Raw genomic sequence first — 25572 nt, 5'->3', positions numbered from 1 at the left:
CAAGCTGAAGGCAGAGTTAGCGGGTGCCGTACACCACGATGGTTTTGCCGTGTGCCTGAATAAGATTTTGTTCTTCAAGCATTTTTAGGATGCGACCCACGGTTTCGCGGGAGCAGCCAACGATCTGACCAATTTCCTGACGGGTGATTTTGATTTGCATGCCGTCGGGGTGGGTCATGGCGTCTGGCTGACGGGCCAGATGCAGCAGTGTCTGGGCGATACGACCAGCCACATCCAGGAAGGCCAAATCGCCTACTTTCTGGCTGGTGCTTTGCAAACGGACGGACATCTGTGCTGCAAGCTTCATCAGGATCTCTGGGTTAACCTGGATCAGTTGCTTGAATTTCTTGTAAGAAATTTCAGCAATTTCACAAGCCTGCTTGGCGCGAACCCAGGCGGTACGCTCTGCTTGTTCTTCAAACAGGCCCAGTTCGCCGATAAAGTCGCCTTGGTTAAGGTAGGAGAGGATCATTTCCTTGCCTTCCTCGTCCTTGATAAGAACTGCGACAGAACCTTTTACTATGTAGTAGAGGGTGTCTGAGTCTTCACCGGCGTGGATCAGAGTGCTCTTGGCCGGATACTTGTGAATATGACAGTGGGATAAAAACCATTCCAGAGTTGGATCGGGTTTCGGTTTGCCAATCAGTGCCATGCCCGTGTTCCTCGCATGAAAAAACTTAAGTAAGGTCGTTCTAAATAAACATTCTACGTCAATGCATCTGGTCAAACCATGATGCAGATCGAAATTCAGAACAACCGAATGTACGCAATTACACATCAAAATTAATGGTTTATTTTGGTGGTTTACTCGGTCATGTCAACAAATACCGCATGGGACCTTTGGATAATCGGCCAGTCTGCCGACCAGGTCACATCTGCTGTTGCCGCTTTGTGAGCTGCTTATTGTTTTTAACATACGTCATCATGAATAGAGGTCAACAGCCCGATATCATGGCGGGCTGGTCAGCTTGGCGGTACCTTTTGATACTCGACATAACGGGGGTTTTCTGGCTAACTCATGGGAAATTGCATAAGGAGCCAAGTTGTGAAGTACTGGCAAGTTGTGACTGCGGCCACCGTGCTGTTATTGAATATGGGATCGGCACAGGCGTTTTCATTGCCCAGACCCGATAGTGACCAGGCTGCTGGTAAGTTGTTGCACATTGAGATGCGTGCAGTGCAGGATGATGCCGATGCCCAGTTTTTGCTGGGGCTCATGTATGTCTCCGGTCGTTACGTGGATAAGGCGCCTGAACTGGGATTGGAGTGGATTGGCCGTGCAGCCAGTCAGGGACACGCCAAGGCGCAACAGACACTGGCCGACTTGCGCTTTGAAGGCCAGCTGGTAGCGCGCAATCTTGCCGAAGCCGAACATTGGTATTTGCAAATGAGCCTGCGTGGTGAGCGCTGGGCCAATTTTCGCCTCGGTTTTATTTATGCTGCCGGCGGTGACGGAGTAGAGCGCAATTGCGGCCGTGCGGTCGAGCAGTTCCAGCTGGTGGGAGACGAGGTGTCTCTTGGCAACGTGGCCTGGATATTGGCGACCTGTCCTGAAGCCCGGTACCGTGATGGCAACAAGGCCGTGACTCTGGCGCTGAAACTGTTGGAAAACGATGCCAATGACCCAACCAATCTGGATAACCTGGCGGCCGCTTACGCAGAGCAGGGCGACTTCAACCGGGCCGTTGCCGTGCAGGAGAAAGCCATCTCGGCATTGGAGCTGAAAAAGCAGGCCGACATCAAGGCAGAGGAGTTTCATCAGCGACTGCAACATTATCAGCAGGGCAAGCCCTACCGTGAAGTGATCCCGCTTCAGCCCTGAAGCAATCAGTAGATAAAAGAAAGCCCGGCAAAGTCCGGGTTTTTTATTGGGTCAGGGCAAGGTGCCAGACACGTAAAAAAGAAGGGTGAGCAACGGAAAAAGATTGGTTAGGGTCGCTGACATACTCAAGGGAGCGAACAGATCAAGATGGGGGAATCCACTCCCAAGAGTATGTCAACTATCGTTATTTCGCCTGAAATTCCGACGAGACACAGAATAATTGGTGTCACTTAATAGAAACTGAAATCACGGTTAAAAGTAAAATTTTTACGTTCATGCTGCCGGTTAACAATTATCACCGTTATGCAGGGCTTCGCGCTTTTCTTTCAGCGCCTTGATAAGCGGTGTCAGGATAAGTTCCATGGCCAGCGACATCTTGCCGCCGGGAACCACCATGGTGTTCATACGCGACATAAAGCTGCCCTGCAACATCGACAGGTAATACGGAAAGTCCACATTGTTAATGCCGCGAAAACGGATCACCACAAAACTTTCGTCGAGGCTCGGAATGGCTTTGGCCGAAAAGGGGTTGGAGGTATCCACCGTGGGTACCCGCTGAAAGTTGATGTGGGTGCGGGAAAACTGTGGCGTCATATGGTTGATGTAATCATCCATGGAACGCACGATGGAGTTCATCACTTTCTCGCGGCTGTGGCCTCGCTCTGAGGTGTCGCGAATGATTTTTTGGATCCACTCCAGGTTGACAATGGGCACCATGCCAATCAGCAGGTCAACGTGCTCGGCTACATTGTGCTCGTTGGTTACCACACCACCGTGCAGGCCTTCATAAAACAGCATGTCGGTGTCGGCGGGCAATGGACGCCACTGGGTGAAGGTGCCGGGCATTTGGTTAAAGGGCACGGCTTCATCGAAGGTGTGCAGGTAACTGCGGGTCTCACCCTGGCCGGTGGCACTGTAATCGGCAAAACACTTTTCCAGGCGGCCAAAATCATTGGCCTCGGGGCCAAAATAACTGATGTCACGATTCTCGGCCTTGGCCTTGCGGATCATCACTTCCATTTCTGCCCGGGTGTAGCGGTGAAAGCTGTCGCCTTCCACATAGGCCGCATTGATATCAAGTTGGCGGAAGATATGGTTAAACGCCGTGGTTGTCGTCGTGGTCCCGGCGCCGGATGACCCGGTAACAGCAATGATGGGATACTTGGCAGACATGGCACTTCCTGAAATGTTAAAAAATTTTGATAAAAATGCGGGCCCGTTAGTTATACGGGCTCGGACTGCTTCGGGTCAATAGTCGGCTGTCAGTCTTGGGATTGCTGTGACGGCAGGCTGCTTTTATGACGAATCCCAACGCTGTCGTTGTCTTCGGAATACTCCACCACCAACTCACCGCGCTTTAGCAGCACTTTGCAGCGGGCAATCGCCTCGTCGAGATGACCTTCTGCCAAACTGTCAAATCCGCCATCTTCCACCTGAGTCAGCAGGTATTCACGGATAAGGTTATTCAGGGTATCGGATGGCAATTGGCTTAAGGCGTCGTAGGGAATGAGCATCTGCGGTCCTTATTTTGCAGCAGGCACGGCCTGCAAAAAATCCAGGATACGCCGCTCGAGGTAAAACTGTGGCCGCCACGGGCTGCCACCATTGATAAAGCCCACGTGGCCGCCGTAGCGGTTAAGCTCATATTCCACGGCGCTGGAAAGCTCATCGGCGCGGGGGATGACCGCGTCGGTCATAAAGGGGTCATCCGCGGCATGGAGTACCAGGGTGGGCGTGGTGATACGTCGCAGAAATGGCAGGCCACTGGCCCTGTCATAGTAGTCGTGCACATCGGTGAAACCGTGCAGTGGCGCCGTGACCTTGTCATCGAAGTCATAAAAGGTCGAGAGTTGTGCCACTTCATGGGCGTGAACCGGCATCGCGGGCCCCAGGCGAGTGTCTGTGACTTTAAAGGCAAGCTTGGCCTGAAGCTGACGAATGAGATATGACTGATACACCCGGGAGAAGCCTTTTTCCAGGCGTTTGGCACAGGCCGCCAGGCGCAGCGGCGCCGACACCACCACGGCGCGGGCGATGGGGCTATCACTTTGTTGCTCACCCAAAAACTTGCCGAGGACATTGCCGCCCAGGCTGTAACCCACGGCCAGTATGGGGCTGTTTGGATAACGGGCACGAATGTGGTTAATGCTGTGGGCCACGTCCTGGGTATCGCCACTGTGGTACGAACGCGGCAGCCGATTAGACTCACCGGAGCAGCTGCGATGGTGATGCACCACGGCGGCAAGTCCCCGGGCCTCACAGGCATGTAACAGTCTGCTGGCGTAGTGGGAACGGGCACTGCCTTCCAGCCCATGGATGGCCATCACAATCGGCTTGCCCTCATCGGGCTGGCCCAGCCAATCCAAATCGAGGAAATCACCGTCTGCCAATTCCAGGCGTTCACGGCGCAGCGCTGGTGTGGGGCGCTTGGTCAGCACCGGCAAGATGGTTTGTATGTGGGGACTCTTGGCCCACCAGGGAGGCGTGAATTGGGAGGTCATTGGCTGGAAAGGGTTGCCCTGAAATAAAACGTATGTTTAATTTGAGCCATTATAACCACGAGCAGGTCAAGGCAGAAACCTCTTGCTGTTGTCTCTTCCTCTTGCCATAACTGACAGCTCAGTCGACGTCTGCGTCTGTGCTGAACACCCGACCTCATTTTTGGGCAAAACCAATGAATAGACGCAAATTCTTGCTGACGGCTCTGGGGGGCACTGCGGCACTCGCCCTGGGCGTCAGCCTGTACCAGCCACAGCTGGACGTGGAAGAGGATGCTGATAAGCCACACCGCATTCTGTTCAGCCTGCTGATGCCTGTGCTGCTGGAAGGAGCCTTGCCGGAGATGGCTGTGCCCCGTGAAGCTGCGGTCAATCGTACCCTGGATGCCATTGAGGCTACCATCTCTGTGCTGCCCGAATCTCAGCGAGACGAGCTGGAGCAGCTGCTTGATTTGCTTGAAAATCGTTTGGGGTTACTGCTGCTGACCGGCAACATGACGCCGCTTTTGCTCAGAAGTCCTGTCGAGCTTGCCAATCAGCTGGAGAGCTGGCGTCAGAGTGGTCTTGCCCTGTTCAATCAGGCGTATATCGGGCTCAGGGAGCTGGTATTGGCGAGTTTCTACAGCTGCCCTGAGCACTGGACCTTGCTCAATTACGCCAAGCCTGAACTGCCGGGCATCAAGTCTTAAGGAGCCCTGATGGCAATTGTTGATCCTATTTATGAAGGGCTGGCGTCGGGTTGGAAACATCTGGACGGTGCTCTGTATCAGGGCAGTGATAAACCACAGACCCTCGAAGCCGATGTGGTGATCATTGGTACGGGTGCCGGCGGCGGTGTGGCGGCCGAAATCCTGACTCAGGCCGGGCTGTCGGTGATCATGGTGGAAAAAGGCCCACTGCGTTCCTCCCGGGATTTCGATATGGAAGAACGTACCGCGTATCCCAATCTGTACCAGCAGGCCGCCGCCATGAAAACCGCCGACAAGGCGATAGGTATCTTTCAGGGCCGCGCTGTGGGCGGCTCAACCACGGTAAACTGGACCACGTCCATACGTACTCCCCCCGAAACCCTGGCCTACTGGCAATCTGAGTTTGCGGTACAGGGCCTGTCAGCCAATGAGCTTGAGCCCTGGTTTGAACAGATGGAGTCCAGGCTCAACATCAGTCAGTGGGCGTTCGAACCCAATAGAAATAATGGCATGCTGCGCCGTGGCTGCGAGCAACTGGGGTGGGACTACACAGTTATCAAGCGTAACGTGCTTGGCTGCTGGAATACCGGCTATTGCGGTATGGGCTGCCCGGTTAATGCCAAGCAATCCATGTTGGTCACCACTATTCCCGCGGCACTGTCGGCGGGGGCAACCCTGTTGAGTCGTTTTGAGGCCACTCAGATAGAGCATCATGCTGACAAGGTCTTTGGCATTTGGGTGCGGGCGCTGGACCAGAATTTGGCTTTGAGGCCCGAAAAACTCATGCTCAAGGCGCGGCACTATATTCTTGCCGGTGGCGCGATTCACACCCCGGTGCTGATGATGCGCTCCGGGCTTGCCGACCCCATGCAGCTTTTGGGGAAACGTACTTTTTTACATCCCACGGTACTCTCGGGGGCCGTCTTTGATGAGGCTATCAATGGCCACAGCGGCGCACCCCAGTCGATTTATTCGGATCAGTTTGTCTGGCGAGATGGCGCAGCCGGTGAACTGGGTTACAAGCTTGAAGTGCCGCCCATTCATCCAGTGCTGATTGCGTCCAAAACGTTGGGCTTTGGCAAGAGCCATGCGGAATTGATGGCCAACTTCAATCAGCTTCAGGTGGTAATAGCCCTGGTGCGTGACGGATTTCATTCCCAGAGCCAGGGCGGCAGCGTCGGTCTGGAAGGCAAGGGCTTTAAACTCGACTATCCGCTGACTGAGCCTTTCTGGCGTGCGGCCAGAGCCGCCTTTGCCAGCATGGCCGAGCTGCAATTTGCCGCCGGTGCCCGCAGGGTGCTGCCCATCAGTGAAGGCGTGGGCTATTTGAATTCCTGGCAGGAGGCCAAGGCCGCCATTGCCGATATGTCGCTGGCGCCGCTCAAAACCGTGGTGGCCTCGGCTCACGTGATGGGTGGTTGTCCCATGGGTGAAGATAAGACTAAGACCATGGTCGACAGTCTTGGCCAAAGCCACTATCTGGAAAACCTGTCGGTGATGGATGGCTCGGTATTTCCAACCAGTTTGGGGGCTAATCCGCAGCTGTCGATTTATGGCATGGTGGCTAAAAACGCCACGGCTCTGGCGGGGCGTTTGGCGCCGGGGAGCACACCGCCCCAAACAGCACCTGATGCCGCCCCGAAGGCAGATTTTGTGACGGAAACGGCGGCGCAAACTATCTCTGCTGCAGCACAGCCGTAATTGCTGACAGCGGCAACGTCCTGAGGCAGAAGCCAGCCTCGATACACATGATTGAATGGTCCGTAAAAAAAGCGCCTCAGGGCGCTTTTTTATGCTTATTTGCTTGTTTTTAAGGTGTTACTGGCGGTGTCGCCAGCTGACTTAATCTTGATGGATGAGCGCGGCGGCTACCTCAATATCAAGCCCGAACTCTGCCAACAGCAGCATCAGATTATCAGCTTCGCCCTGGCTGGTGGGCAGTTGGTTTAAACGATGGAGCAGCAGATTTTGTACCTTGCGCTCCATCATCAGCTCCACATCCAGCATCTGACGGTATTCGTCTTCGCTCAGGCTGTTTTTGGCCAACTGCCGCAAGCGACGATAGGGACCTATCAGGCGCTCGTCCCAGGCAGCGACTTCGACAATCAGCATTTGCCATTGGCTCTGGTTGAGCCCTGTGCCGCGCCGGTCGAGTTCGCTCGCCAGCAACAACAGATTGACATTGATTTGGCAGTCATCCTGCAGCGACAGGCAAAGCGATTCATGCAGGCTGTAATGGGCCTCGCAGGCTTGCCAGAGTTCGCGGGTGAATACTTCCTCAGATATCAATGGGAGACTCCTTATTCCATTGTGACGGACTTATGGGTGCCGACATTCGTGCTGCGTCAGAGCTGGGCGGCCTGTTCGATAACGTCAATTTGCTCCTGAAGCTCTAACCACGCCATTTCGCTTTCTTCCTGCTGCTGACCAAGAGTGGTTCGCTCGGCCAGTATTTTAGTCAGCTCCGCCTTGTTTTGCGCCTCATACAAACTGGTATCGGCCAGACGTTCTTCAATCAGTGCGAGACGGCTGGCGATTTTATGCTGCTCATCTTCGAGTTTGGTTTGCTGCTTTCTCAGGGGCGAGAGCTTTTGGCGCAGTTCAGCTTCCAGTCGCTTTTGCTGCTTCTTGTCCTGCGCCGGGCGCTCTGCATCGTTATCGCTGGCCTTGGCGGCCGCTGCCTTTGCGGCATCCAGCAGCCACTGATGGTAGTCCTCAAGGTCGCCTTCGAAACTGCTGACCTGACCGGCATCTACCAGATAGTAGTCATTACAGGTGAGCCTGAGCAGGTGCCTGTCGTGGGACACTATCACCATGGCACCTTCAAAGGTTTGCAGTGCCAGCGTCAGAGCGTGGCGCATTTCCAGATCCAGGTGGTTGGTGGGTTCGTCCAGCAGCAGCAGGTTGGGGCTTTGCCACACCAGCAGCGCCAGTACCAGACGGGCCTTTTCGCCGCCGGAGAAGGGCGCGACCGGCGAGAGTGCCATGTCGCCATTAAAGCCAAAACCACCGAGGAAGTCCCGCAGTTCCTGTTCTCGGTGGCTGGGCGCCAGTCGCTGCAGGTGCATCAGCGGGCTGTCATCCATGTGCAAATACTCCAGCTGATGCTGGGCAAAGTAGCCAATGGTGAGGCCTGGGTTGGGCTCGTACTTGCCGGTGAGCGGTTTGAGCTCGCTCGCCAGCAATTTAATCAGGGTCGATTTACCGGCGCCGTTGCGGCCCAAAAGACCAATGCGGGCACCGGGCACCAGATTTAAATGCACCTTACCGAGGATGGGCGTTTCACCATAACCCACAGACACGTTTTCCATGGCCACCAAGGGGTTTGGCAGACTGGCGGGTTCGCGAAACTCCATATAGAACTGGCTGTCGGCCTTGGCGGGCAAGAGCTCAGTCATCTTTTCCAATGCCTTCAAACGGCTTTGTGCCTGCTTGGCCTTGCTGGCCTTGTAGCGGAAACGGTCGACGAAGGATTGCATGTGGGCGCGTTCCCGCTGTTGGCGCTCAAAGGCCACCTGCTGCTGCGCCATACGCTCGGCGCGGGTGCGCTCAAACGTGCTGTAGTTGCCCTTGTAGAAGTTAAGCTTCTGGTTTTCCACATGGACGATTTCATCCACAATGGCGTCGATAAAGTCGCGATCGTGGCTGATGAGCACTAGGGTGCCCGGGTAGCTCTTGATCCAATCCTCGAGCCAGAACATGGTGTCCAGATCAAGGTGGTTGGTCGGTTCGTCAAGCAACAACAATTCTGATCGGCAAAGCAGCGCCTGAGCCAGGTTAAGGCGCATACGCCAGCCACCGGAAAAGCTCTTCACGCTGACCGACTGCTTTTCTTCGCTGAAGCCCAAACCCGCCAGCAGGGCGCCGGCGCGGGCACGTATGCTGTAGCCGCCGATGGCATCAAGCTTACCGTGCAGGTCTGCAATGGCATGGCCATCGTTATCGGTCTCTGCTTTTCTTAAAGCCGCTTCGAGTTCACGAAACTCCATGTCGCCATCGAGCACATATTCCAGTGCCGAGACTTCCAGTGCCGGGGTTTCCTGAGCCACAGAGGCAATGCGCCACTCGCGGGGTACCTGAATATCGCCCTTGTCCAGGCTGAGTTTGCCCATGATCAATGCCAGCAATGAGGATTTGCCGGTGCCATTGGCGCCAACAAGGCCGACCTTGTGACCGGGGTAAATAGTGAGATTGGCCTCATCCAGCAGTACTTTGCTGCCACGGATAAGCTGGGCCTGGGACAGGGTGATCATCTGGGGTCCACATACAGATATAAAGGGCAGAATAATAACCAAGTTCAGGCCCGGCATCCAGCGCGAAGCCGGGATTAGGGTTGCCTGCGTAAGCTGTGGCACAATAGCGGCATTCTTTTGTTGGATTTTCCCTGTATGAGTATTTCCAGAAAACGATTTGTGGCCGGTGCCAAGTGCCCCAAGTGCGGTGCGAGCGACAGCATAGTGCTGTTCAAAGACCATGGGGTTGAAACCGTGGAATGTGTCGAGTGCGATTATCGCGAGCAGCAGGCCGAAGAAAAGGTCGCCCAGAAGGCGTCCGGTGCCGTGATTGGGGTGTTTAAACCGGACTGATATTTCGATTTTATCGATATGTTAAGCCGCTTCTTTGCGATGTTCTTTCGTATTGGCGGGCGCTATGCTGTCATCATTGCACTGGAGAACTCGCCATGAAGATCAACACACGTCTATTTTCCCGTCCTGCCATGGACGGCGATGGAGTCAACATCCGCCGGGTGGCAGACTTTGAGCGCTTACAGCTCGATCCTTTTCTGATGGTCGATGAAATCCGCTCGGACGATAAAAGCGATTTTATCGGCGGTTTCCCGCCCCATCCGCACCGGGGGATTGAGACCTTTACCTATATCCGCAAGGGTGGCTTTGAGCATCGCGACCACATGGGCAACGTGCGCGCCATTCGTGCCGGTGACGTGCAGTGGATGAGCACGGGGTCGGGCGTCATTCACTCGGAAATGCCACTGGCCGATGCAAGCGATGGCCTGCACGGCTTTCAAATCTGGCTCAATATGCCCGCACAGGACAAGATGCGTCCGGCCCGTTATCTCGACAGTACTGAGCTGACACAGCAAAGATATCCCTCGGGCAGGGGAGCAGACTTTTATCCCTTGGCGGGGCGCTGGCTTTTTGAAGGCGAGGCGATCGATGGTCTGGTACAGGGCCTGGCCGCGAATGGGGCTGTGGCAGATTTGTCATTAGCGCCGGGCGGCCGTGCCAGTCTGGATTTGAGCGAGCGCGGCTTCGTTGGCCTGTATCTGTATCAGGGCGCACTGCACTGCGAGGATGGTCGGTCATTTTTCAGTGGCGAGTACCTAGTGCTGCAGCCCGGCGAGCTTGAGCTGGTTGCCACAGAGGAAGGTGCCGGGATGCTGCTGTTTGCCGGTGAGCCCATCGGCGAGAAAATAGTGCACATGGGCCCCTTCGTGATGAACACAGAGGCCGAAATCCGTCAGGCTATCCATGATTATCAGACGGGTCGCTTTGGCTCCCTCGAATTGCCCAAATAGCCATCCATTTATTAGTCCACTGTTGTGAATACAAAAAAGGGGCCGCAGGGCCCCTTTTTTACAGGTAATTTTTACAGCTGCTTTTTAGCGTGGCTTGGCTGCACGTTCAAGACGGTTTTGCACGGCTTGCCATTCACTGCTGTGTGGCGGCTCGGCGATATAAATCGCACTGAGGGTTTCGTGGTCGAGCTGATACAAGGCATCGTAGAGCCCCTGGGCATAGGCATCGGGGTCTGCGCCGAGCTCTATGGCTTTTCCGGCTACTGGTACTGCATTGCCGCAGAAAATCCAGCCGATGTCATTGGCCTGGAGCAAGTGGCTGACATCAGATTCTGCGCCATATCGGTAGCAGGGTAAGCCGGGGGAATAATGCTTGTGGTGCTGCCCGGGGGCCACCACGCCACCGCTTTGCTGAGCAACCGGGCGGCCAAGCACGGCTTCGATACTGGCAACTGATACCATGCCCGGGCGCAGTAATCTGGGTTCATCACCGGGAAGCAGCGCCACTATGGTGGATTCAAGCCCCACCCTGCAGTTGCCACCTTCCAGAATAAGCAGTTCATCACCGGCAAACTGGCGCGCCACATGGTCGCTGCTGGTGGGGCTGATGGACATGTACTTGTTGGCCGAGGGGGCTACCAGGGCGCGGCCAAAATCCTTCAGCAAGGCAAGCGCCTGGGGATGAGCCGGCATTCTCAGGGCAACCGTATTCTGCCCGGCGGTGACAGCACGGGATACATAGGTCTTGGCAGGCAGAACCAGAGTCAGTGGCCCGGGCCAAAACGCTGCCATCAGCGCCTCGGCGTCCTGTCCCACGTCGCTGGCCCAGTCATTAATCCAGCTTGCGTCGGCCACATGCACAATCAGCGGATTGGTCGCCGGACGCCCCTTCAAGGCAAATACCTTGGCGACGGCATCCGCGTTGCCCGCATCGGCGGCAAGGCCATACACGGTCTCTGTGGGCATAGCCACCAGCTCACCCCGGTTAAGGGCAGCCACGGCAAGGGAAATTTGGTCGGTGATTTGCGCCATACGCACCTCTGAAAAACTGGCCGCGTATGGTAAAAATTTGACCAGAATCAGTCAAGCCGAAACTGGCTCTCCATGATGAATGGCTTTGCCTTTGTCCGGGATTTTTGGCATGGTGCCGCAATATTTACCGGTTTGGAGCCAAAGGTGAAATCAGCCCCGTTTAAATCTCTGAGTTGTGTCGTGTTGGCTGCCGTTATCAGTGCCTGTGCAAGTCAGCCAGACAGGGAGCTTGGCAAGCGTTATCTGGATGGTGAACTCCAGCAGCCGCTCAATTGGGTTGCAGCGGTGCAATCCGATGCCAATCGCAACTACACCCGCTTTGCCGACCAAAGCAGTTTGGTGCTTGAGCGTTCACCGCGTCTGGCCTCCCGTTACGCGCCCCTCTACCGGCAGCTGTCTCAGTGGCTTGAGAGTGGTGGCGATCCGCTTTCACTGGGGAATTTTGGGATTGAAGCGGCCCAGTTTGGTGGCGCCGATCGCCAGGGGCATGTGCTCTTTACCGGCTACTTTTCTCCAGTGCTGGAGGTGCGCCATAGCCCCGACAGCCGCTTTCAATACCCGCTTTATGGTGTGCCCGACTGTGTGAAACACAACTCGCCATGCCCAAGCCGCGAGGCCATTTTACAGGGAGCACTGTCGGGGCAGGGGTTGGAGCTGGCCTACAGCGACAGCCTTATCGACAGTTTTCTGATGGAAGTGCAGGGCTCAGGCTTTGTCCATTATGGAGATAACGACGAGCTGCAATACCTGGGCTATGGCGGTAAAAATGGCCATGCGTACCGGAGCATAGGTAAAGTTTTGATTGAACAGGGTGAAGTGGCAAAAGAGCAAATGTCGCTGCGGGCCATTAAAGCCTGGGCCGACAGCCATTCTGAAGACGAAGTGAAGCAACTGCTCGCCCACAATGCATCCTTTGTGTTTTTCCAGGCACGGCCCAACCATGATGTCTTGGGCAGTGCAGGTATTCCCTTGTTACCCATGGCGGCCGTGGCGGCCGATAAACAGCTGCTGCCCATGGGCACGCCGCTGCTGGCCGAGGTGCCTTTGCTCGATGACGTAGGCAACTGGACCGGCAGGCATGAACTCCGGTTGCTGATTGCGCTGGATACCGGGGGCGCTGTGGATGGCGGCCACCTGGACCTTTACCACGGCATGGGGCCCGAGGCCGGAATGGCAGCAGGGCACTACAAACACTTTGGCCGTGTATGGCGGCTGGGACTGGGCGCAGGCTCCAGTGTCACCCCGGGGACGCCCTGACCTCATCAGCCAGCGACATACAGGTAAGCCTGTGACAGGCACCTGCCGCTAAGTTTGTTGGGGTGTTTTTAAAAACAGCACCAGCATAAGCACCATCGCCAGCAGTAACATAAACGACGAGATGGCCAGCACAGGATCTATGGTGGCCACCTCAATGTGCTGGCCATAGAGCAGAAACAATCCCGCTGACATCAGCAGCACTCCCAGCTGATGCAGCCAGAATTGCCCCTGTACCAGCGCTCCCGCTGCTCCGGGCAGCCAGAGCTTGTGGCACAGACCATAGATGAAAGACACCACAAATCCCGCCAGCATGATGTGGGCGTGGGTCACCCTGTGACCGTGAACGCCTGATTTGGCCATGTAGATGCCAAGGCACATGCCGAGGATGGCATAGCAAAGGGCGCTGATAATAAACTTTCTGTCCATTTTGGATTCTCCGAAGCTCAGGTCTTGCCGTGGGCCATGCCTGCAACGGCTTGGCTCCTGTCAGTGCAGGTGTTTCAAACAGCTTGAGTGAAAGTTTGGGTGTTGGCGCTGTGCATGCGCCAATTCTTAAGGTTTCAGTGAGTATAGTCCCACTGTGATGACCCGCTCTCGCAGGCAAGGTGGAGGTTGCGGACTGAGGGTTGTGGACCAAGGGGCCTAAAAAGGCCGCAGTAGCTGAGGCCGCAGCAACTGAGGCTGTGGTAACCGAGGTCGCGGGGCCGGGAAATCATCAAAAAAAACGCCTCCATTCAGGAGGCGCTTTGTATTACCGTTTTTACCTGCCTGACCAGAGCGACTGAGGTATTACCTTGGTATCGCTCTGGCTCAGCTCCCGGTATCAGCGAGTAAACTTGTGATACTTTTCAATGCCTGCGCTATTGCCAGGGTTGTGGCAAACGGCACAGGATTCCTGGGTAGACAGGGTGTACCAACCGGTTGCAGGTACGTCATCAGAGATGGTACCGCCCATGGACTTCATGTGGCTCAGGGCCGATTCCTTGGTGTGACAGGCATAGCAGTTGGCCGTTACTGGGCTGGCCATCTTGTTGCTGACACCATAGGCGCGGGCCTTGATGAACTGGTTGGGGATCGCGTTCAGGTCCATGGCGCCATCGGCGTGACAGGCCACACAGCTGGTTTCAGGTGCAATGGCGCTGGCGGCGTTGGATACTTCGTTTCCGTCCGCATCTACGCTCTTGCTGCCCACACCCCAGTGCTTGCTGTGAACCATGGGGCCGAAGCCTGGGCCTGATCCACCGGCACGACGGTCCTGACCGTTGTTGTGACAGGCCACACAGCCCAGGCCACCTTCGGCGAAGTTACCATTCTTGTGGAAGTTGGCTTCGCTGTTGTGACAGGTGGTGCAAGACTCGCTGTCGACGTTATGACGACGCTCGTAAGCTGTCACAGCGCCATCGGCTTGAGCGGCCACATCGGTGTAACCATGGATAGTCACTACATCAGATTCGGCGCCTGTGAAGTCTTTGGCGGTGAAGCTGACACGCAGTGATGCCATCAGGCCTGCACCGGTCCAAGCTGACAGATCAGGTGTTGTGCCGACAACATGTGGCACACCGTGACCGGCAGATTGCGCATAACACATGGTCTTGCGACCTTCGGCGTCGTAGCTGTAATCATAGGCTTCGGTGATACGGCCAACGACGCTGTCGTTATACACGCCGTGCAGGTAGGAACCCACGTAGTTGATTGGCTTGTCAGGATTATGAGTTGTTTGGGTATCATCAAACAGCTCATGGAGGTCAACCAGGGTTTCAGCGCCGGTCTGAGCATCTACCTTATACAGCGACAGAGTAGTACACCATTGACCTGCCAGACCTGAATCAGGGAACCAGGCTGGTGCAGTACCTGTGACCTTGTAGCTGTCGTTAATCGCTTTGTTGGACGTGATGGCAGTCTTGCCTTCGTGCAGCTTGCGCAGATCTGCACCGTTGCCGGGGATAATATCACCTGGGATGCCGCCTGTGTCGTGACAGTCGATACAGCCAGGGCCGGTGAGGCCGACATTGATAGTTGGCTCGCTGTGGCAAGAGCTACAGTTCATCACGCTAAAGCCGGTTTCAAACTCCTGGTGATTGATGTGACCAATCTTGGAGAGAGTATTTCTGGCATAACCGCCAACGGAGAAGCCTTCTTCGTTCACCACATTGCGGCTCACCTGGCCGTGACATACCTGACAGCCTTCAACGAAATCAACTTCGCCGTCCATGCCCTGTGCCACGTAGCTTGAGTGACGGCGTGGGCTGGTGGAGTAATCCACGTGGCAGGAGAAGCAGGCTTCTGTCGTGGTGGAGTGAGTGCCTTCGGGCTTGTTCACCACCAGAGGTGCTGAGGTGGCAATACCATCGTTACCGCCAACACGCAGCCAGACGATGCCTTCGGTACCGGCATTAACGCCTTTCATGGGGGCGCTGAACTTGTAATGACCATCGTCAATCACAGTCAGGACCGCGCCTTCGGTGGCCTGAGTCGCCGCGCCGCCAATAGCAACATTGTCGGCGATGCCGTTGATATCGGCTTCATCGCGGTTATTGATAAAACCTTTGGAAGTCAGGGCCGCCACTTTAGCCTGTGCGTTCACCAGGCCATTGATTGGGTTGTTGTTTTCATCGGTGATCTCAAATTCGTAGCTGATAGCTCCCTCTTCGAAGCTATAGTTGATCACTTTCAGATTGGTCACTGTGGACGTGGTAACAGGTGGTGGTGACCAAGGCTCGCCCGGAGTACCTGGGGTGCCGGGTGTACCTGGGGCACCGGGTGCACCGTCTGCGCCATCTTTACCATCATCACCGCAACCTGCCAAAGCCCCGGTCAGCACCAGGGCTACCAGATATGCCAGCTTTCTGGAGGTGAATTTTCTCATCATAATCTCCTTTTGCCCCAGAGGTTGTGATGTTTGGCGCCCGCTCCAGGCAGAGTGGTAAGACTCTGAACCTGACGCCGTGGATCACATCGTACAAACGCTGGGTACTTTTAATTTTTATTGAGTGCACAATGCCTCGAAAGGGATAGTACGATGACCGGGCCGAACGGTTTTTGACCTGGGCAGCATTTGTTAATACCACTTTGGAGATAGGTCTCATTTTTAACAAATAGTTGCCGGTTTAATGTAATCGGTAACAAAAGCGCTTGATACGCAAAAGGTTTTCACAACACGCGAAAAGTGTGGTTAAGGGGATGCAGAGAGGGCAATCAGGTATGAATTCGGGGGCTCGCCGCCAACTTCAATAGGGCGGCAAGGTGTCTTTTACTGGATAACTTCTGTGAGCAAACGTTGCCACCGACTTGTTAATACATCAGTGACAAGTTCAGGAGCAGGCTATGCCGCTGAGCCGTTCAAGCGACTGACCACCTTGTTGCGTCCAAGCCCCTTGGACTCATACAAAGCGGCATCGGCGCCCTGCAGCGCTTCTTGCATGTTGTCAGCGCTGGATGATACAGGATGCACCCCAATACTCACGGTGAAGTGCAGCTTTTCACCTTCCTGAGTGGTTATCGGCAGCCTTTCGGTGTTCGCACGGATGCGCTCGGCAATGCGGGTGGCGTTGTCCAAATTGCAGTTGAGCAGCAACACAAACTCATCACCACCGAAGCGACAGGCGATATCCTGAGGTCGCTGGTTTTGTTTGAGTACGGCGGCGAATTCGATTATCACCAGATCCCCCACATGGTGACCATAGGTGTCGTTAATGGACTTGAAATTATCTATGTCGATGATCAACAGGGTCCAGTGGGCGCCTGTCGCTTTGGCCTCGGTCAGCAAGAGCGGGCTGGTCACATCAAAGTAGCGTCGGTTAAAGAGGTGCGTCATGGGATCTGTGTTTGCCTGGCGCTTCAGCTCCCCCTGTTTGGCCTTGAGTTGCTCAAGGGTTTTAATCCGGTACGACAGGATGAAGGCCATCATCAATGCTTCCAGCAGAATGCCGATGCCGACACCATGACTGTTGATTTGATTGGCCTGACTTAAGCCCTTGTAATAAAACACGGCCGACATATTGAAGATGATAAACATCGAATGTCCCAGCAGGAAATACTTGGCCAGGGGCTCACCTTTACGCCACAAAGACAATGACACACCAAAGGTGACCACCATCATCATGGCCGCCAGGCTGCTGGCGGGCTTGAGGGCTCCGACCACATCAAACAAACTGTAAATAAAGTCGGCAACCAGGAGTGTCAGCATCAGGCTCAGCGCCAGATGCTCCCTGGGGTAGCGGCGGCGGGTCTCGAAAATCAGCATCATAAACAGCACCAAAAAGCTGGGCATGCTGAGCAGGTTTGAGTTGAGCTGCAATAAGGCCGCGCTGTAAACGCCCAGAAAGTTGGCCGCCACCCCATAAGACAAACCCACCCAGATGGTGCCCGAAATGAGGTAAAGGGCATACACCACATTTTCGACTTTGCGGGCCGACAGATATAAAAAGAAGTTGTAAATCATCAGCGCCAACATCATGCCAACCAGCAGTGCCATGTAGTTACCGCTGCCTACCAAGGCTCGTTTGGAATGCTCTTCGTCGTATAACGCAAGGCTGTACCACTGGTGAGAAAAGGTCACATTTTTGATGTAGATGGTTTTGCGCTCGCCGGCGGCAATGTCAAAGGCATATACCGCGCTGCCGCCAAACATCATGGGGTGCGACTCGTCCCTGTCTAGGTGAATATCGGCCTGGCTCAGCAGCTCATTCTGGCGGGTTTCATAGAAATTGATGCTTTGCAGATGGTAGGCGTGGGGGTGATGGATGAATAAGCGCCGACTGTGAGATGCAGTATTGTGGACCTCAAGCCGCGACCAGGTCGTCTTGGCATTGGTGCCCAGGGTGATGCTGCTGCCGCCGGGGATAAAATCCTGCAGCTGTACCTCCGCCAGTGACATTTGCTGGCTTGGGTCGACAAAATAGCCGGTGGCGAATTCTGTCAACGCCACGTCTCCTTCGCCCACTTCAATGGTTCTGTCGGCAATTTGCCCGGGCTCTGATGCCCACAGAGAGCTGGCAGAGGCGCACATCAGCAGTAACATTATCCTTGTCAGCAATGACACAGCGCGCGTAAGCATCAAAAAATCCAATTTAAATAAATGGCTACAGATAGCCAATCATAAAGGACCTCAATGGCTTTATCGAGCCGTTAACAGGGAGGCAACGCACAGCGGGCTGAGATTCATACGACTTTCTGACAAAGGTCTGGTGGCGATATTACGCTGCCGCAAAGGCTCCCCGTGGCAGGAGGCGATGCGGCAGCGGATGACGGGATTCAGACCAGCAGCGCCCTGGCGTAGGGCCATAGCAGCGCGATGGCAATGGCGTACATGGTCACAAAATATGATGGGATTCAGACCAGCAGCGCCTTGGCGTAGGGCCATAGCAGCGCGATGGCAATGGCGTACATGGTCACAAAAATAAAGCGATCCAGATAGCGCCAGGCTGCGGGCCTGGCAAACATAGGGGCCATGAGTCTGGCGCCAAAGCTTAAGGTAAAGAACCACAGAAAGGATGCCAGAATGGCGCCTGCGCCAAACCATTGCCGGGCTTCACCGCTGAACTGGGTGCTGATGGAGCCCAGCAGCACCACGGTATCCAGATACAGGTGCGGGTTCAAAAAACTGATGGCCAGAGTGGTCATCAACGCCGCCTTGAGACTGCCTGCGCCTGTCGCCTTGGACAAGTCCATTTCCTTATCGCTGAAGGAGGCCTTCAGGGCATTGGTGCCATACCACAGCAGGAAGGCAGCGCCGCCGAAGGTTGCCCCATGTTTCAGGGCGGGAAACGCCAGGATAAGTGAGCCCAGCCCGGCCACACCGGCAGCAATCATCAGCGCATCAATCAGCGAGCAGGTCAAAGCAATGGGCAGGCTGTGGGCGCGCATGATCCCCTGCTTGAGGACAAAGGCGTTTTGGGCGCCGACGGCGATGATCAGGCTGGCGCCTATGGCCAGCCCCTGAACGAATGCGGTTTCCACTGGGTTTTCCTCAAATCGGTAGCAATTGTGCGAAGCTTAACCAAGACAAAATAATTAAGATAACTAATGTTTTTTATGTGATATTAGTAACTCTTATGATGTTTTGGGTCTGTTAACAGACAATGACGGCCGAGGATGAGGCATGCTGGATTACACCAATTTAAAGGCGCTGGCGGCAGTGGTGGAAGCCGGTGGCTTTGAGCGCGGTGCAAAGGTGCTCTGTATCACCCAGTCGGCGGTATCTCAGCGCATCCGCCAGCTCGAAGAGCGCATAGGTCAGTCGCTGCTGATTCGTTCTGTGCCGGTTACGCCAACGCCTGCCGGCAAGCGGCTGCTGCGTCATTACCAGCAGGTGGCATTGCTTGAGAGTGAGCTTGGCAGCGAGCTCAATGCCGAAGACCCGGGCAAACCAACCCAGATTGCCATCGCAGTGAATGCCGACAGTCTGGCCACCTGGTTTTTGCCGGCATTAAGCCCGCTCTTTGCCCGCTACGGCTGGCTGATGAAGCTGATAGTGGATGACGAGTCTTACACCCATAACCTGTTAAAAAATGGCGATGCGGTGGGCTGCGTGACCACTACAGCAGATCCCATGGCGGGCTGCTCCAGCGAGTTTTTGGGGGTGATGCACTACCGCTGTGTCGCTACCCCGGACTTTGTTGAACGCTTCTTTGGCAACGGCCTAACGACATCGGCCCTGAGTCAGGCTCCAGCGGTGATTTTCTCCACCAAAGACCGGCTGCACGAACGCTTTTTATCTCAGCATTTTTCCATGCCGGCCAAGGGGTTTTATCAACACACAGTGCCCTCGTCGGAGGGCTTTTTGGATGCCATAGTGCAGCATTTGGGGTACGGGCTGGTGGGGCATTTGCAGGCCGATAAGCTCATTGAGTCGGGCACCCTGATTGACCTTTGCCCCGGGCTTGGGATGGACGTGGCCCTTTACTGGCAGCACTGGAATATCAAGGCCAAACACACCACCATCATCTACCGCGCCCTGGCGGCGGCGGCACGTCAGAGCCTCAGGCAGCAGGATGCCTGAGCACCTTTAATCCATACCTTTGTATTGACGAAAAAAGCCCCGCGATTGCGGGGCTTTTTGTTAATGGCAACCGGCTTATTTGGTGCTGAAGGTGTTTTCCACCAGCTCGGTCTTGTTGTCGGCCTGGGCCACGTGACACTGGGTACAGAAGTAGTTGTGACCATTGAGGGTGCCCTTGGCATCCACAGTGTGGGACTTGGCCACCGGGGTGGCTTTCATCCGCTCGGCCTTATCCCAGCTGTGACAGTTCAGACAGCCATTTTTATTTAAGGTGATGGCGTAGTCGTCCTTGTGGGGAATAAGCGGTGGCTGCTCACTGTAGTTACGCTCGATGGCGGTGCCACGCTTGGGGTAGGTGGGCAGCGCATCGGCCGGGCGCACGTCAGTGATCTGGGCGCTGCCCGCCAGTGATTGGACATTGACCGGCTCATTGTTCACCGGGGCGTTCTGGCCGCTGCAACCGGCGATGGCGACAAACAGCGCAGCTAAGGTGAGTACTCTTTTCATTGTTCGTTCTCCGCCTTCTTGGCAATTCGGGGGCTTTTCTGTAAAGGATTATCCTGGAATGTAAATCGGTTCTTGTACTGGAATACGCCTTTGGCACACACATCGATACAGCGGCCGCACTGGGTGCAGTCCGAGTCTGTAATCATCGGATTTGCGCCCTTGAGGGCAGGTTTGAGCACCTGACGCTCGGGGCAGACCACGAAGCAATCCATGCAGTTGTTGCAGTCTTTGGCGTTCACCGCGGTCATCTTCACCGGGCTTAACTTGCCAAGGAGGGCAAACAGGGCGCCACTGGGGCACAGGTGCGAGCACCACAGCCGCTCGACTATCAGGAGATCCGCAAGGAAGATGGCGACAAGCAGCCCAAGCCCGGCACCAGCGCCAAACAGCACGGCGCGGTAAAGCACGGGCACGGGATTGAGCCACTCCCAGGCGGCGATGCCTGTGACCACAGGCAACAGCAGCACCAGCGCCAACATAAAGTAGCGCAGCTGGCGCGGCAGCTCCGGGGTTCTTGGCAGGGCAAAGCGTCTGCGAAGGTAGGCCGCCAAATCCGTCACCATGTTCACCGGACACACCCAGCTGCAGAACACCCGTCCCCCCATCAGCGCGTAAAACAGGCCGATAATGGCAGCGCCAATCAGCAGGCTGGCCTCTGGCACATGGCCAGCGGTAAGCAGCTGCAGTGTGACCAGCGGGTCGGCCATGGGGATGGTATCGAGCAGCAAGCTGGACGACAGGTTGCCCTTGAGCAGCCACAGCCCCAACAGGGGGCCAATGGCAAACAGCGCCAGCACGGTCAGTTGTGTGGCGCGGCGCAGCAGCAAAAAGCGATGCGCCTTCCACCAACCGAGTTCGCGGATGGCATCCTCGGCAAAGCGTGCTTGGTTTACCTTGGCAGTGCTCATAGTTCAAACCCCTTGTTCAGCATTTCAAGGGTGGTGCTTTCGGTATTGAAATAGGTGTCGTGATCGGCGGTTTTACCCATGGCGATATGGGGTGGCAGTACCTTGATGGCCGCCTCGTCCAGTACACAGGCATGTTCACACTTGCCGCAGCCGGTGCAGGTATCCGGGTTAACGACAGGAATAAACATGGCGTGATGGCCGCTGCGTTCATTGCGTGAACGCTCAAGGGTGATGGCATTGTCAATCAGCGGGCAAACCCGATAACAGACATCGCATCTGAGCCCTTTGAAGTTCAGGCAGTTTTTCTCATCAATCAGTACAGCAATGCCCATTTTCGCCTGGTCGATGTCGGTGAGTGCCTGCTCGAGGGCGCCGCTGGGACAGGCCTTGATGCAGGGGATATCATCACACATCTCGCAGGGCACCTTGCGGGCCTCGAACCAGGGCGTGCCGGTGGGCGCCTGCTCAAACCAGCGGGCGAGTTTCAGGGTATCGTAGGGGCAAGCCTCAACACACAAACCACAGCGCACACAGGCCGACAGAAAATCCTGCTCGGCCAGTGCCCCCGGCGGCCTGATGGCCTGGGGACCCAGTGGCTGCGATTTGGCAACTGTGGCAATGCCGCCTCCGGCCAGAGCAACAGCGCAGGACAGCCGGGCGGTCGTCGCCAGAAATTGGCGCCGGTTAATGCCTTGGGTCTTACTCTGTTGTCTGGTCATCATAGTGCTCTCCCGTTCACGGCCTTGGCGTATTCCGGCCTTATCAGGCCTTCATCACCTTCACCGGACACTTCTTGAAGTCTGTCTCTTTTGACAGAGGATCGGTCGCGTCCAGCAGCAGCTTGTTCACCAGCTGACGGGCGTCGAAGAAGGGCATAAACACCACGCCACGGGGTGGCTTGTTGCGGCCCTTGGTTTCGACACGTGTCTTCACTTCACCCCGTGGAGAGGCCACTATTACCTCGTCGCCACGGTTCAGGCCACGGGCCTTGGCGTCTTCAGGGTGCATAAAGATCTGCGCGTCAGGGTAAGCGCGGTAGAGCTCAGGTACCCGTGCTGTCATGGAGGCGGTGTGCCAGTGTTCCAGTACCCGGCCTGTGCTCATCCACAGATCGTATTCATCGTTCGGCTCTTCGGCGGCTGGCTCGTAAGGCAGGGCGAAAATCACCGCCTTGCCATCGGGCTTACCGTAGAACTTAAAGCCTTCACCGGCCTTCACATAGGGGTCGGAACCCTCAACGAAGCGGCGCAGGGTTTCCTTGCCATCCACCACTGGCCAGCGCAGACCTCTGCTGGCGTGGTAGTCGTCGAAGGCTGCCAGATCGTGGGCCTTGCCGCGACCGAAGGCGGCATATTCTTCGAAAATGCCCTTCTGTACGTAGAAGCCGAAGTGCTCGGACTCATCGTTCAGCTCGCCCTTGCAGTCAGAGATTGGATACTTGTCGATAACGCCGTTGGCAAACAGCACCTGATACAGGGTCTTACCGGCGTATTCTGGCTTCTTGGCCAGCAGCTCGGCGGGCCAGACTTCATCCACGGTGAAGCGCTTGGCGAATTCCATCAGCTGCCACAGATCAGACTTGGCGCCTTCCGGTGCCTTCACCTGCTGGTGCCACATATGGGTACGGCGCTCGGCGTTACCGTAGGCACCTTCTTTTTCCACCCACATGGCGGTAGGCAGAATCAGGTCGGCGGCCATGGCAGTCACCGTTGGGTAAGGGTCTGATACCACGATGAAGTTTTCCGGGTTACGGAAGCCCGGGTAGATTTCATCGTTGATGTTGGGACCGGCCTGCATATTGTTGGTACACATGGTCCAGTAACAGTTCAGCTTGCCGTCTTTGAGCATCCGGCTTTGCAGCACGGCGTGGAAGCCGGGCTTGGGCGGAATGGTGCCTTCCGGCAGCTGCCAGAGTTTTTCGGTAATGGCGCGGTGCTTGTCGTTGGCCACCACCATGTCGGCGGGCAGACGGTGGGCAAAGGTACCCACTTCACGGGCGGTACCACAGGCCGATGGCTGACCGGTGAGTGAGAAGGGGCTGTTGCCCGGGGTGGCGATTTTGCCGGTCAGCAGGTGGATGTTGTAGATCATGTTGTTGGTCCACACACCACGCACGTGCTGGTTCACCCCCATGGTCCACAGGCTCATCACCTTCACGCTTGGGTCGGCATAGGCCTTGGCCAACTCAACCAAACGCTCTGCCGGTACACCACTCATTTCGCTGGCGTATTCCAGGGTATAGGTGCTGACAAACTTGGCGTATTCGTCGAAGGAAATCGGGGTGGATTTGCCGTTGCCTGGGTTCTTGGCCTTCATCTCCAGCGGATGGTCAGGGCGCAGACCATAACCTATGTCGGTCACACCCAAAGCGAAGTTGGTGTGCTTGCTGACAAAGTCCTTGTTTACCGCCTTGTTCTGGATGATGTAGTTGGCGATAAAGTTCAGGATAATCATGTCCGTTTGCGGACGGAATACCATGGGGTTATCGGCCAGATCGAAGGAGCGGTTCTCGAAGGTAGAGAGCACATGCACCTTGCCGTTGGGATTGCTCAGGCGACGGTCAGACAGGCGCGCCCACAGGATCGGGTGCATCTCGGCCATGTTGGCGCCCCAGAGCACAAAGTGGTCGGCGGCTTCGAGGTCGTCATAGCAGCCCATGGGCTCGTCAATACCGAAGGTACGCATAAAGGCGCCTACGGCCGAGGCCATGCAGTGACGGGCATTGGGGTCGATGTTATTGGTGAGGAAACCGGCCTTGTGCAGTTTGGCGGCGGCATAGCCTTCCCAGATGGTCCACTGGCCCGATCCGAACATACCTACAGAGGTTGGACCCTTGGCCTTGAGGCTGGCTTTCCACTTGTCGGCCATGGTGTCCAGCGCCACGTCCCAGCTCACCGGGGTGAATTCGCCGTTCTTGTCGTACTTGCCATCTTTCATGCGCAAAAGCGGCGTGTCCAGACGGTCTTTGCCGTACATGATTTTCGACAGGAAGTAGCCCTTGATACAGTTCAGGCCCTTGTTGACCGGGCTTTCGGGGTCGCCCTTGGTGGCAACCACTTTGCCGTCCCGGGTGCCAACCAGCACCGAACAGCCCACGCCACAGAAACGGCAGGGGGCCTTGTCCCATTTGATGTTGTCCTTCTGCTCAGCGGCTTCAACCACTTTCACTGGCAGAGTGACACCCACTGCCGTGGCCGCAGCCACGGCGGCATTGGCTTTAAGAAACTCGCGACGGCTTATGCTCATGGTGTTTCCTCACTCACTTGTTGTTCTTGCTCTGATTGGTGATAGATCAGACTGCTGGATAGCACCCCGTTAAGGGCATTGATGGCCTCGACATTGTCGAGAATGGCTCGCTGGGTTGACCCTTCCAGGGTGACGACCAACTTGCCTTCGGGACTGGTGGCATGAACCTCGGCGCCGGGCAGGGCGTCAATGGCATCACTGATGACATTGGCCTGGCTGGGGGCGGCATGCACCACCAGACTGGTGACGTGATATTCCTGTGTCATGACGTTTGCTCGTTACAACCGGGAACAGCAACGCTGACCCGGGGGCCTTGAATTAACTCCGAGTCTAGACCTTGCTAATTTTGTGGGTATACCCACTAGGAGGTATCAGAGAGGTTTGTAGACAGAGATCATGTTTTTGAGCGTGATCTGCTTCTCAGTTTGAAATTTAACCAGTGACTTTTAAAAAGCCGCAGCGGTTAAGCGCGCTTTAGAGGTTGATGAGCGCCTGAAAAATGAAGGAGTTAAATGAAATTGATTCTTGTTTTTCACTGAGGTCATTTAAAAATCGACCAATCGCCAAGGGCGGTGGAAAACCCTATTGGCCGTAGGGGATGCGTCTGAGCTGACGCCCATCATCCGCATAGTATCGGGCGAGGTCGTTCTCTTTATTTAACTGCACTGATCATGGGGAAGCGCGTTAATTCTGACTCGCCTTTTTCCTCAGCAGCCGCTGTTTTTTCCGGGTGAAGCAGACGGGAAAATTCACCTTTTTCCCGGCTAACAGCTTATTGCTTTATGGGTAGGTGTTGTTTGTGTGGCCTAAACCGGCGAACTCAGGCGGGTGAGAGCCTGGCTTCACCCCAGACATTCAGCTTAACGGCGGGTATCGCTGAACCCTGCTTGTTATTTTGGGATCACAAAGCGTGAGCCGCGGAAAGTGGGTCTGGTCTGCCGGTTTTATTATTCCCTTTGATTCTATACAACTCACGAATGATAAGTTTTGGGTTGCATCATTTTGGGGCATTTTCGGGGCGGGGGTCATGGAAATGCCAAGGGGTGCCTGAGCGGTCACACAGGCTTTCTGTTGGAA

The 25572-nt window shown here is 55.6% G+C and carries 23 protein-coding genes; 7 read left to right on the top strand and 16 right to left on the bottom strand.

Translation table 11 applies throughout. The features are described 5' to 3' along the window. Window positions 1-16: 16 nt before the first annotated feature. Window positions 17-652: a cAMP-activated global transcriptional regulator CRP gene (gene crp, locus SAMA_RS15670; protein ID WP_011761111.1), complete on the bottom strand. Its 636-nt coding sequence runs from the start codon at window positions 650-652 to the stop codon at window positions 17-19. 393 nt (window positions 653-1045) lie between these two features. Here crp and SAMA_RS15665 point away from each other — a divergent pair, with 393 nt between their 5' ends. Continuing rightward, window positions 1046-1822 carry a tetratricopeptide repeat protein gene (locus SAMA_RS15665; RefSeq protein WP_011761110.1) on the top strand — a complete coding sequence of 259 codons (777 nt, stop codon included), beginning with the start codon at window positions 1046-1048 and terminating at the stop codon, window positions 1820-1822. 285 nt (window positions 1823-2107) lie between these two features. Here SAMA_RS15665 and SAMA_RS15660 read toward each other — a convergent pair whose 3' ends face one another. The 3 genes from SAMA_RS15660 to SAMA_RS15650 all read right to left on the bottom strand — a co-directional run bounded on the left by SAMA_RS15660 (window position 2108) and on the right by SAMA_RS15650 (window position 4323). Then, the gene (locus SAMA_RS15660; RefSeq protein WP_011761109.1) at window positions 2108-2995 is read right to left on the bottom strand and encodes a phosphoribulokinase; all 888 of its coding nucleotides are present in this window, start codon (window positions 2993-2995) and stop codon (window positions 2108-2110) included. An 89-nt stretch (window positions 2996-3084) separates the two neighbouring features. After that, complete coding sequence (locus SAMA_RS15655) at window positions 3085-3336, bottom strand: YheU family protein (protein ID WP_011761108.1); 252 nt, start codon at window positions 3334-3336, stop codon at window positions 3085-3087. 9 nt (window positions 3337-3345) lie between these two features. Continuing rightward, window positions 3346-4323 (bottom strand): hydrolase, encoded by a 978-nt coding sequence (locus SAMA_RS15650; RefSeq protein ID WP_011761107.1) that lies wholly within the window; start codon window positions 4321-4323, stop codon window positions 3346-3348. A 173-nt stretch (window positions 4324-4496) separates the two neighbouring features. Here SAMA_RS15650 and SAMA_RS15645 point away from each other — a divergent pair, with 173 nt between their 5' ends. Further along, window positions 4497-5009, top strand: a complete 513-nt coding sequence (locus tag SAMA_RS15645) for a hypothetical protein (protein ID WP_011761106.1) — start codon at window positions 4497-4499, stop codon at window positions 5007-5009. Between the two features lie 9 nt (window positions 5010-5018). Further along, window positions 5019-6710, top strand: coding sequence for a GMC family oxidoreductase (locus SAMA_RS15640; RefSeq protein WP_011761105.1), 1692 nt, complete (start codon window positions 5019-5021; stop codon window positions 6708-6710). 141 nt (window positions 6711-6851) lie between these two features. Here the strand turns inward: SAMA_RS15640 and SAMA_RS15635 are convergent, their stop codons facing one another. Together SAMA_RS15635 and SAMA_RS15630 are read right to left on the bottom strand one after the other, a co-directional pair. Continuing rightward, window positions 6852-7298, bottom strand: a complete 447-nt coding sequence (locus tag SAMA_RS15635; protein ID WP_011761104.1) for a TIGR02444 family protein — start codon at window positions 7296-7298, stop codon at window positions 6852-6854. A gap of 56 nt (window positions 7299-7354) precedes the next feature. Next, entirely contained in the window at window positions 7355-9262 is a 1908-nt protein-coding gene (locus SAMA_RS15630) for an ABC transporter ATP-binding protein (RefSeq protein WP_011761103.1), read from the bottom strand. Between the two features lie 135 nt (window positions 9263-9397). Between SAMA_RS15630 and SAMA_RS15625 the strand changes: the two genes are divergently transcribed. Both SAMA_RS15625 and SAMA_RS15620 read left to right on the top strand, forming a co-directional pair. Then, window positions 9398-9595, top strand: coding sequence for a YheV family putative zinc ribbon protein (locus tag SAMA_RS15625; RefSeq protein WP_011761102.1), 198 nt, complete (start codon window positions 9398-9400; stop codon window positions 9593-9595). A 95-nt stretch (window positions 9596-9690) separates the two neighbouring features. Next, window positions 9691-10545 (top strand): pirin family protein, encoded by an 855-nt coding sequence (locus SAMA_RS15620; RefSeq protein WP_011761101.1) that lies wholly within the window; start codon window positions 9691-9693, stop codon window positions 10543-10545. Window positions 10546-10629: 84 nt separating this feature from the next. Here SAMA_RS15620 and SAMA_RS15615 read toward each other — a convergent pair whose 3' ends face one another. Beyond that, window positions 10630-11577, bottom strand: a complete 948-nt coding sequence (locus SAMA_RS15615) for an L-threonylcarbamoyladenylate synthase (RefSeq protein WP_011761100.1) — start codon at window positions 11575-11577, stop codon at window positions 10630-10632. Between the two features lie 144 nt (window positions 11578-11721). On the opposite strand from SAMA_RS15615, the gene mltA reads away from it, so the two are divergent. Continuing rightward, entirely contained in the window at window positions 11722-12834 is a 1113-nt protein-coding gene (gene mltA, locus SAMA_RS15610) for a murein transglycosylase A (protein WP_011761099.1), read from the top strand. A 48-nt stretch (window positions 12835-12882) separates the two neighbouring features. Here the strand turns inward: mltA and SAMA_RS15605 are convergent, their stop codons facing one another. From SAMA_RS15605 to SAMA_RS15590, 4 genes are all read right to left on the bottom strand, one after another. Next, window positions 12883-13260, bottom strand: a complete 378-nt coding sequence (locus tag SAMA_RS15605) for a hypothetical protein (protein WP_011761098.1) — start codon at window positions 13258-13260, stop codon at window positions 12883-12885. A gap of 397 nt (window positions 13261-13657) precedes the next feature. Next, the gene (locus SAMA_RS15600; protein ID WP_011761097.1) at window positions 13658-15700 is read right to left on the bottom strand and encodes a multiheme c-type cytochrome; all 2043 of its coding nucleotides are present in this window, start codon (window positions 15698-15700) and stop codon (window positions 13658-13660) included. Window positions 15701-16156: 456 nt separating this feature from the next. Then, entirely contained in the window at window positions 16157-17854 is a 1698-nt protein-coding gene (locus SAMA_RS15595) for a sensor domain-containing diguanylate cyclase (RefSeq protein WP_157608354.1), read from the bottom strand. A 311-nt stretch (window positions 17855-18165) separates the two neighbouring features. Further along, entirely contained in the window at window positions 18166-18792 is a 627-nt protein-coding gene (locus SAMA_RS15590; RefSeq protein WP_011761095.1) for a LysE/ArgO family amino acid transporter, read from the bottom strand. A gap of 142 nt (window positions 18793-18934) precedes the next feature. On the opposite strand from SAMA_RS15590, the gene SAMA_RS15585 reads away from it, so the two are divergent. Further along, window positions 18935-19834: a LysR family transcriptional regulator ArgP gene (locus tag SAMA_RS15585; protein ID WP_011761094.1), complete on the top strand. Its 900-nt coding sequence runs from the start codon at window positions 18935-18937 to the stop codon at window positions 19832-19834. Between the two features lie 75 nt (window positions 19835-19909). Here the strand turns inward: SAMA_RS15585 and SAMA_RS15580 are convergent, their stop codons facing one another. Genes SAMA_RS15580 through SAMA_RS15560 form a run of 5 tightly spaced genes read right to left on the bottom strand, consistent with a single transcriptional unit; the run spans window position 19910 to window position 24761 of the window. Then, a complete protein-coding gene (locus SAMA_RS15580) occupies window positions 19910-20341 on the bottom strand; it encodes a nitrate reductase cytochrome c-type subunit (protein WP_011761093.1) in 432 nt (143 codons plus the stop codon). Then, a complete protein-coding gene (gene napH / locus SAMA_RS15575; RefSeq protein ID WP_011761092.1) occupies window positions 20338-21249 on the bottom strand; it encodes a quinol dehydrogenase ferredoxin subunit NapH in 912 nt (303 codons plus the stop codon). Before napH ends, SAMA_RS15580 begins: the two co-directional genes overlap by 4 nt. Beyond that, window positions 21246-21971 (bottom strand): ferredoxin-type protein NapG, encoded by a 726-nt coding sequence (napG, locus tag SAMA_RS15570; protein WP_011761091.1) that lies wholly within the window; start codon window positions 21969-21971, stop codon window positions 21246-21248. The genes napH and napG overlap by 4 nt, the downstream gene beginning before the upstream one ends. Before the next feature lie 40 nt (window positions 21972-22011). Next, on the bottom strand, window positions 22012-24495 hold the full coding sequence (gene napA / locus SAMA_RS15565) for a nitrate reductase catalytic subunit NapA (protein WP_011761090.1): 2484 nt from the start codon (window positions 24493-24495) through the stop codon (window positions 22012-22014). Further along, complete coding sequence (locus SAMA_RS15560) at window positions 24492-24761, bottom strand: chaperone NapD (RefSeq protein ID WP_011761089.1); 270 nt, start codon at window positions 24759-24761, stop codon at window positions 24492-24494. Before SAMA_RS15560 ends, napA begins: the two co-directional genes overlap by 4 nt. Window positions 24762-25572 lie beyond the last annotated feature (811 nt).

The organism is Shewanella amazonensis SB2B (genome assembly GCF_000015245.1).
Lineage (GTDB): Bacteria > Pseudomonadota > Gammaproteobacteria > Enterobacterales > Shewanellaceae > Shewanella > Shewanella amazonensis.
This window is presented reverse-complemented; position numbering and strand designations above follow the sequence as displayed.

Bases quoted from the DNA above. Each gene is read 5' to 3' on its own strand.
- crp (WP_011761111.1), bottom strand. From the start codon at position 652: ATGGCACTGATTGGCAAACCGAAACCCGATCCAACTCTGGAATGGTTT.
- SAMA_RS15660 (WP_011761109.1), bottom strand. From the start codon at position 2,995: ATGTCTGCCAAGTATCCCATCATTGCTGTTACCGGGTCATCCGGCGCC.
- SAMA_RS15655 (WP_011761108.1), bottom strand. From the start codon at position 3,336: ATGCTCATTCCCTACGACGCCTTAAGCCAATTGCCATCCGATACCCTG.
- SAMA_RS15650 (WP_011761107.1), bottom strand. From the start codon at position 4,323: ATGACCTCCCAATTCACGCCTCCCTGGTGGGCCAAGAGTCCCCACATA.
- SAMA_RS15645 (WP_011761106.1), top strand. From the start codon at position 4,497: ATGAATAGACGCAAATTCTTGCTGACGGCTCTGGGGGGCACTGCGGCA.
- SAMA_RS15640 (WP_011761105.1), top strand. From the start codon at position 5,019: ATGGCAATTGTTGATCCTATTTATGAAGGGCTGGCGTCGGGTTGGAAA.
- SAMA_RS15630 (WP_011761103.1), bottom strand. From the start codon at position 9,262: ATGATCACCCTGTCCCAGGCCCAGCTTATCCGTGGCAGCAAAGTACTG.
- SAMA_RS15625 (WP_011761102.1), top strand. From the start codon at position 9,398: ATGAGTATTTCCAGAAAACGATTTGTGGCCGGTGCCAAGTGCCCCAAG.
- SAMA_RS15620 (WP_011761101.1), top strand. From the start codon at position 9,691: ATGAAGATCAACACACGTCTATTTTCCCGTCCTGCCATGGACGGCGAT.
- SAMA_RS15615 (WP_011761100.1), bottom strand. From the start codon at position 11,577: ATGGCGCAAATCACCGACCAAATTTCCCTTGCCGTGGCTGCCCTTAAC.
- SAMA_RS15605 (WP_011761098.1), bottom strand. From the start codon at position 13,260: ATGGACAGAAAGTTTATTATCAGCGCCCTTTGCTATGCCATCCTCGGC.
- SAMA_RS15600 (WP_011761097.1), bottom strand. From the start codon at position 15,700: ATGAGAAAATTCACCTCCAGAAAGCTGGCATATCTGGTAGCCCTGGTG.
- SAMA_RS15595 (WP_157608354.1), bottom strand. From the start codon at position 17,854: ATGTTACTGCTGATGTGCGCCTCTGCCAGCTCTCTGTGGGCATCAGAG.
- SAMA_RS15585 (WP_011761094.1), top strand. From the start codon at position 18,935: ATGCTGGATTACACCAATTTAAAGGCGCTGGCGGCAGTGGTGGAAGCC.
- SAMA_RS15580 (WP_011761093.1), bottom strand. From the start codon at position 20,341: ATGAAAAGAGTACTCACCTTAGCTGCGCTGTTTGTCGCCATCGCCGGT.
- napH (WP_011761092.1), bottom strand. From the start codon at position 21,249: ATGAGCACTGCCAAGGTAAACCAAGCACGCTTTGCCGAGGATGCCATC.
- napG (WP_011761091.1), bottom strand. From the start codon at position 21,971: ATGATGACCAGACAACAGAGTAAGACCCAAGGCATTAACCGGCGCCAA.
- napA (WP_011761090.1), bottom strand. From the start codon at position 24,495: ATGAGCATAAGCCGTCGCGAGTTTCTTAAAGCCAATGCCGCCGTGGCT.
- SAMA_RS15560 (WP_011761089.1), bottom strand. From the start codon at position 24,761: ATGACACAGGAATATCACGTCACCAGTCTGGTGGTGCATGCCGCCCCC.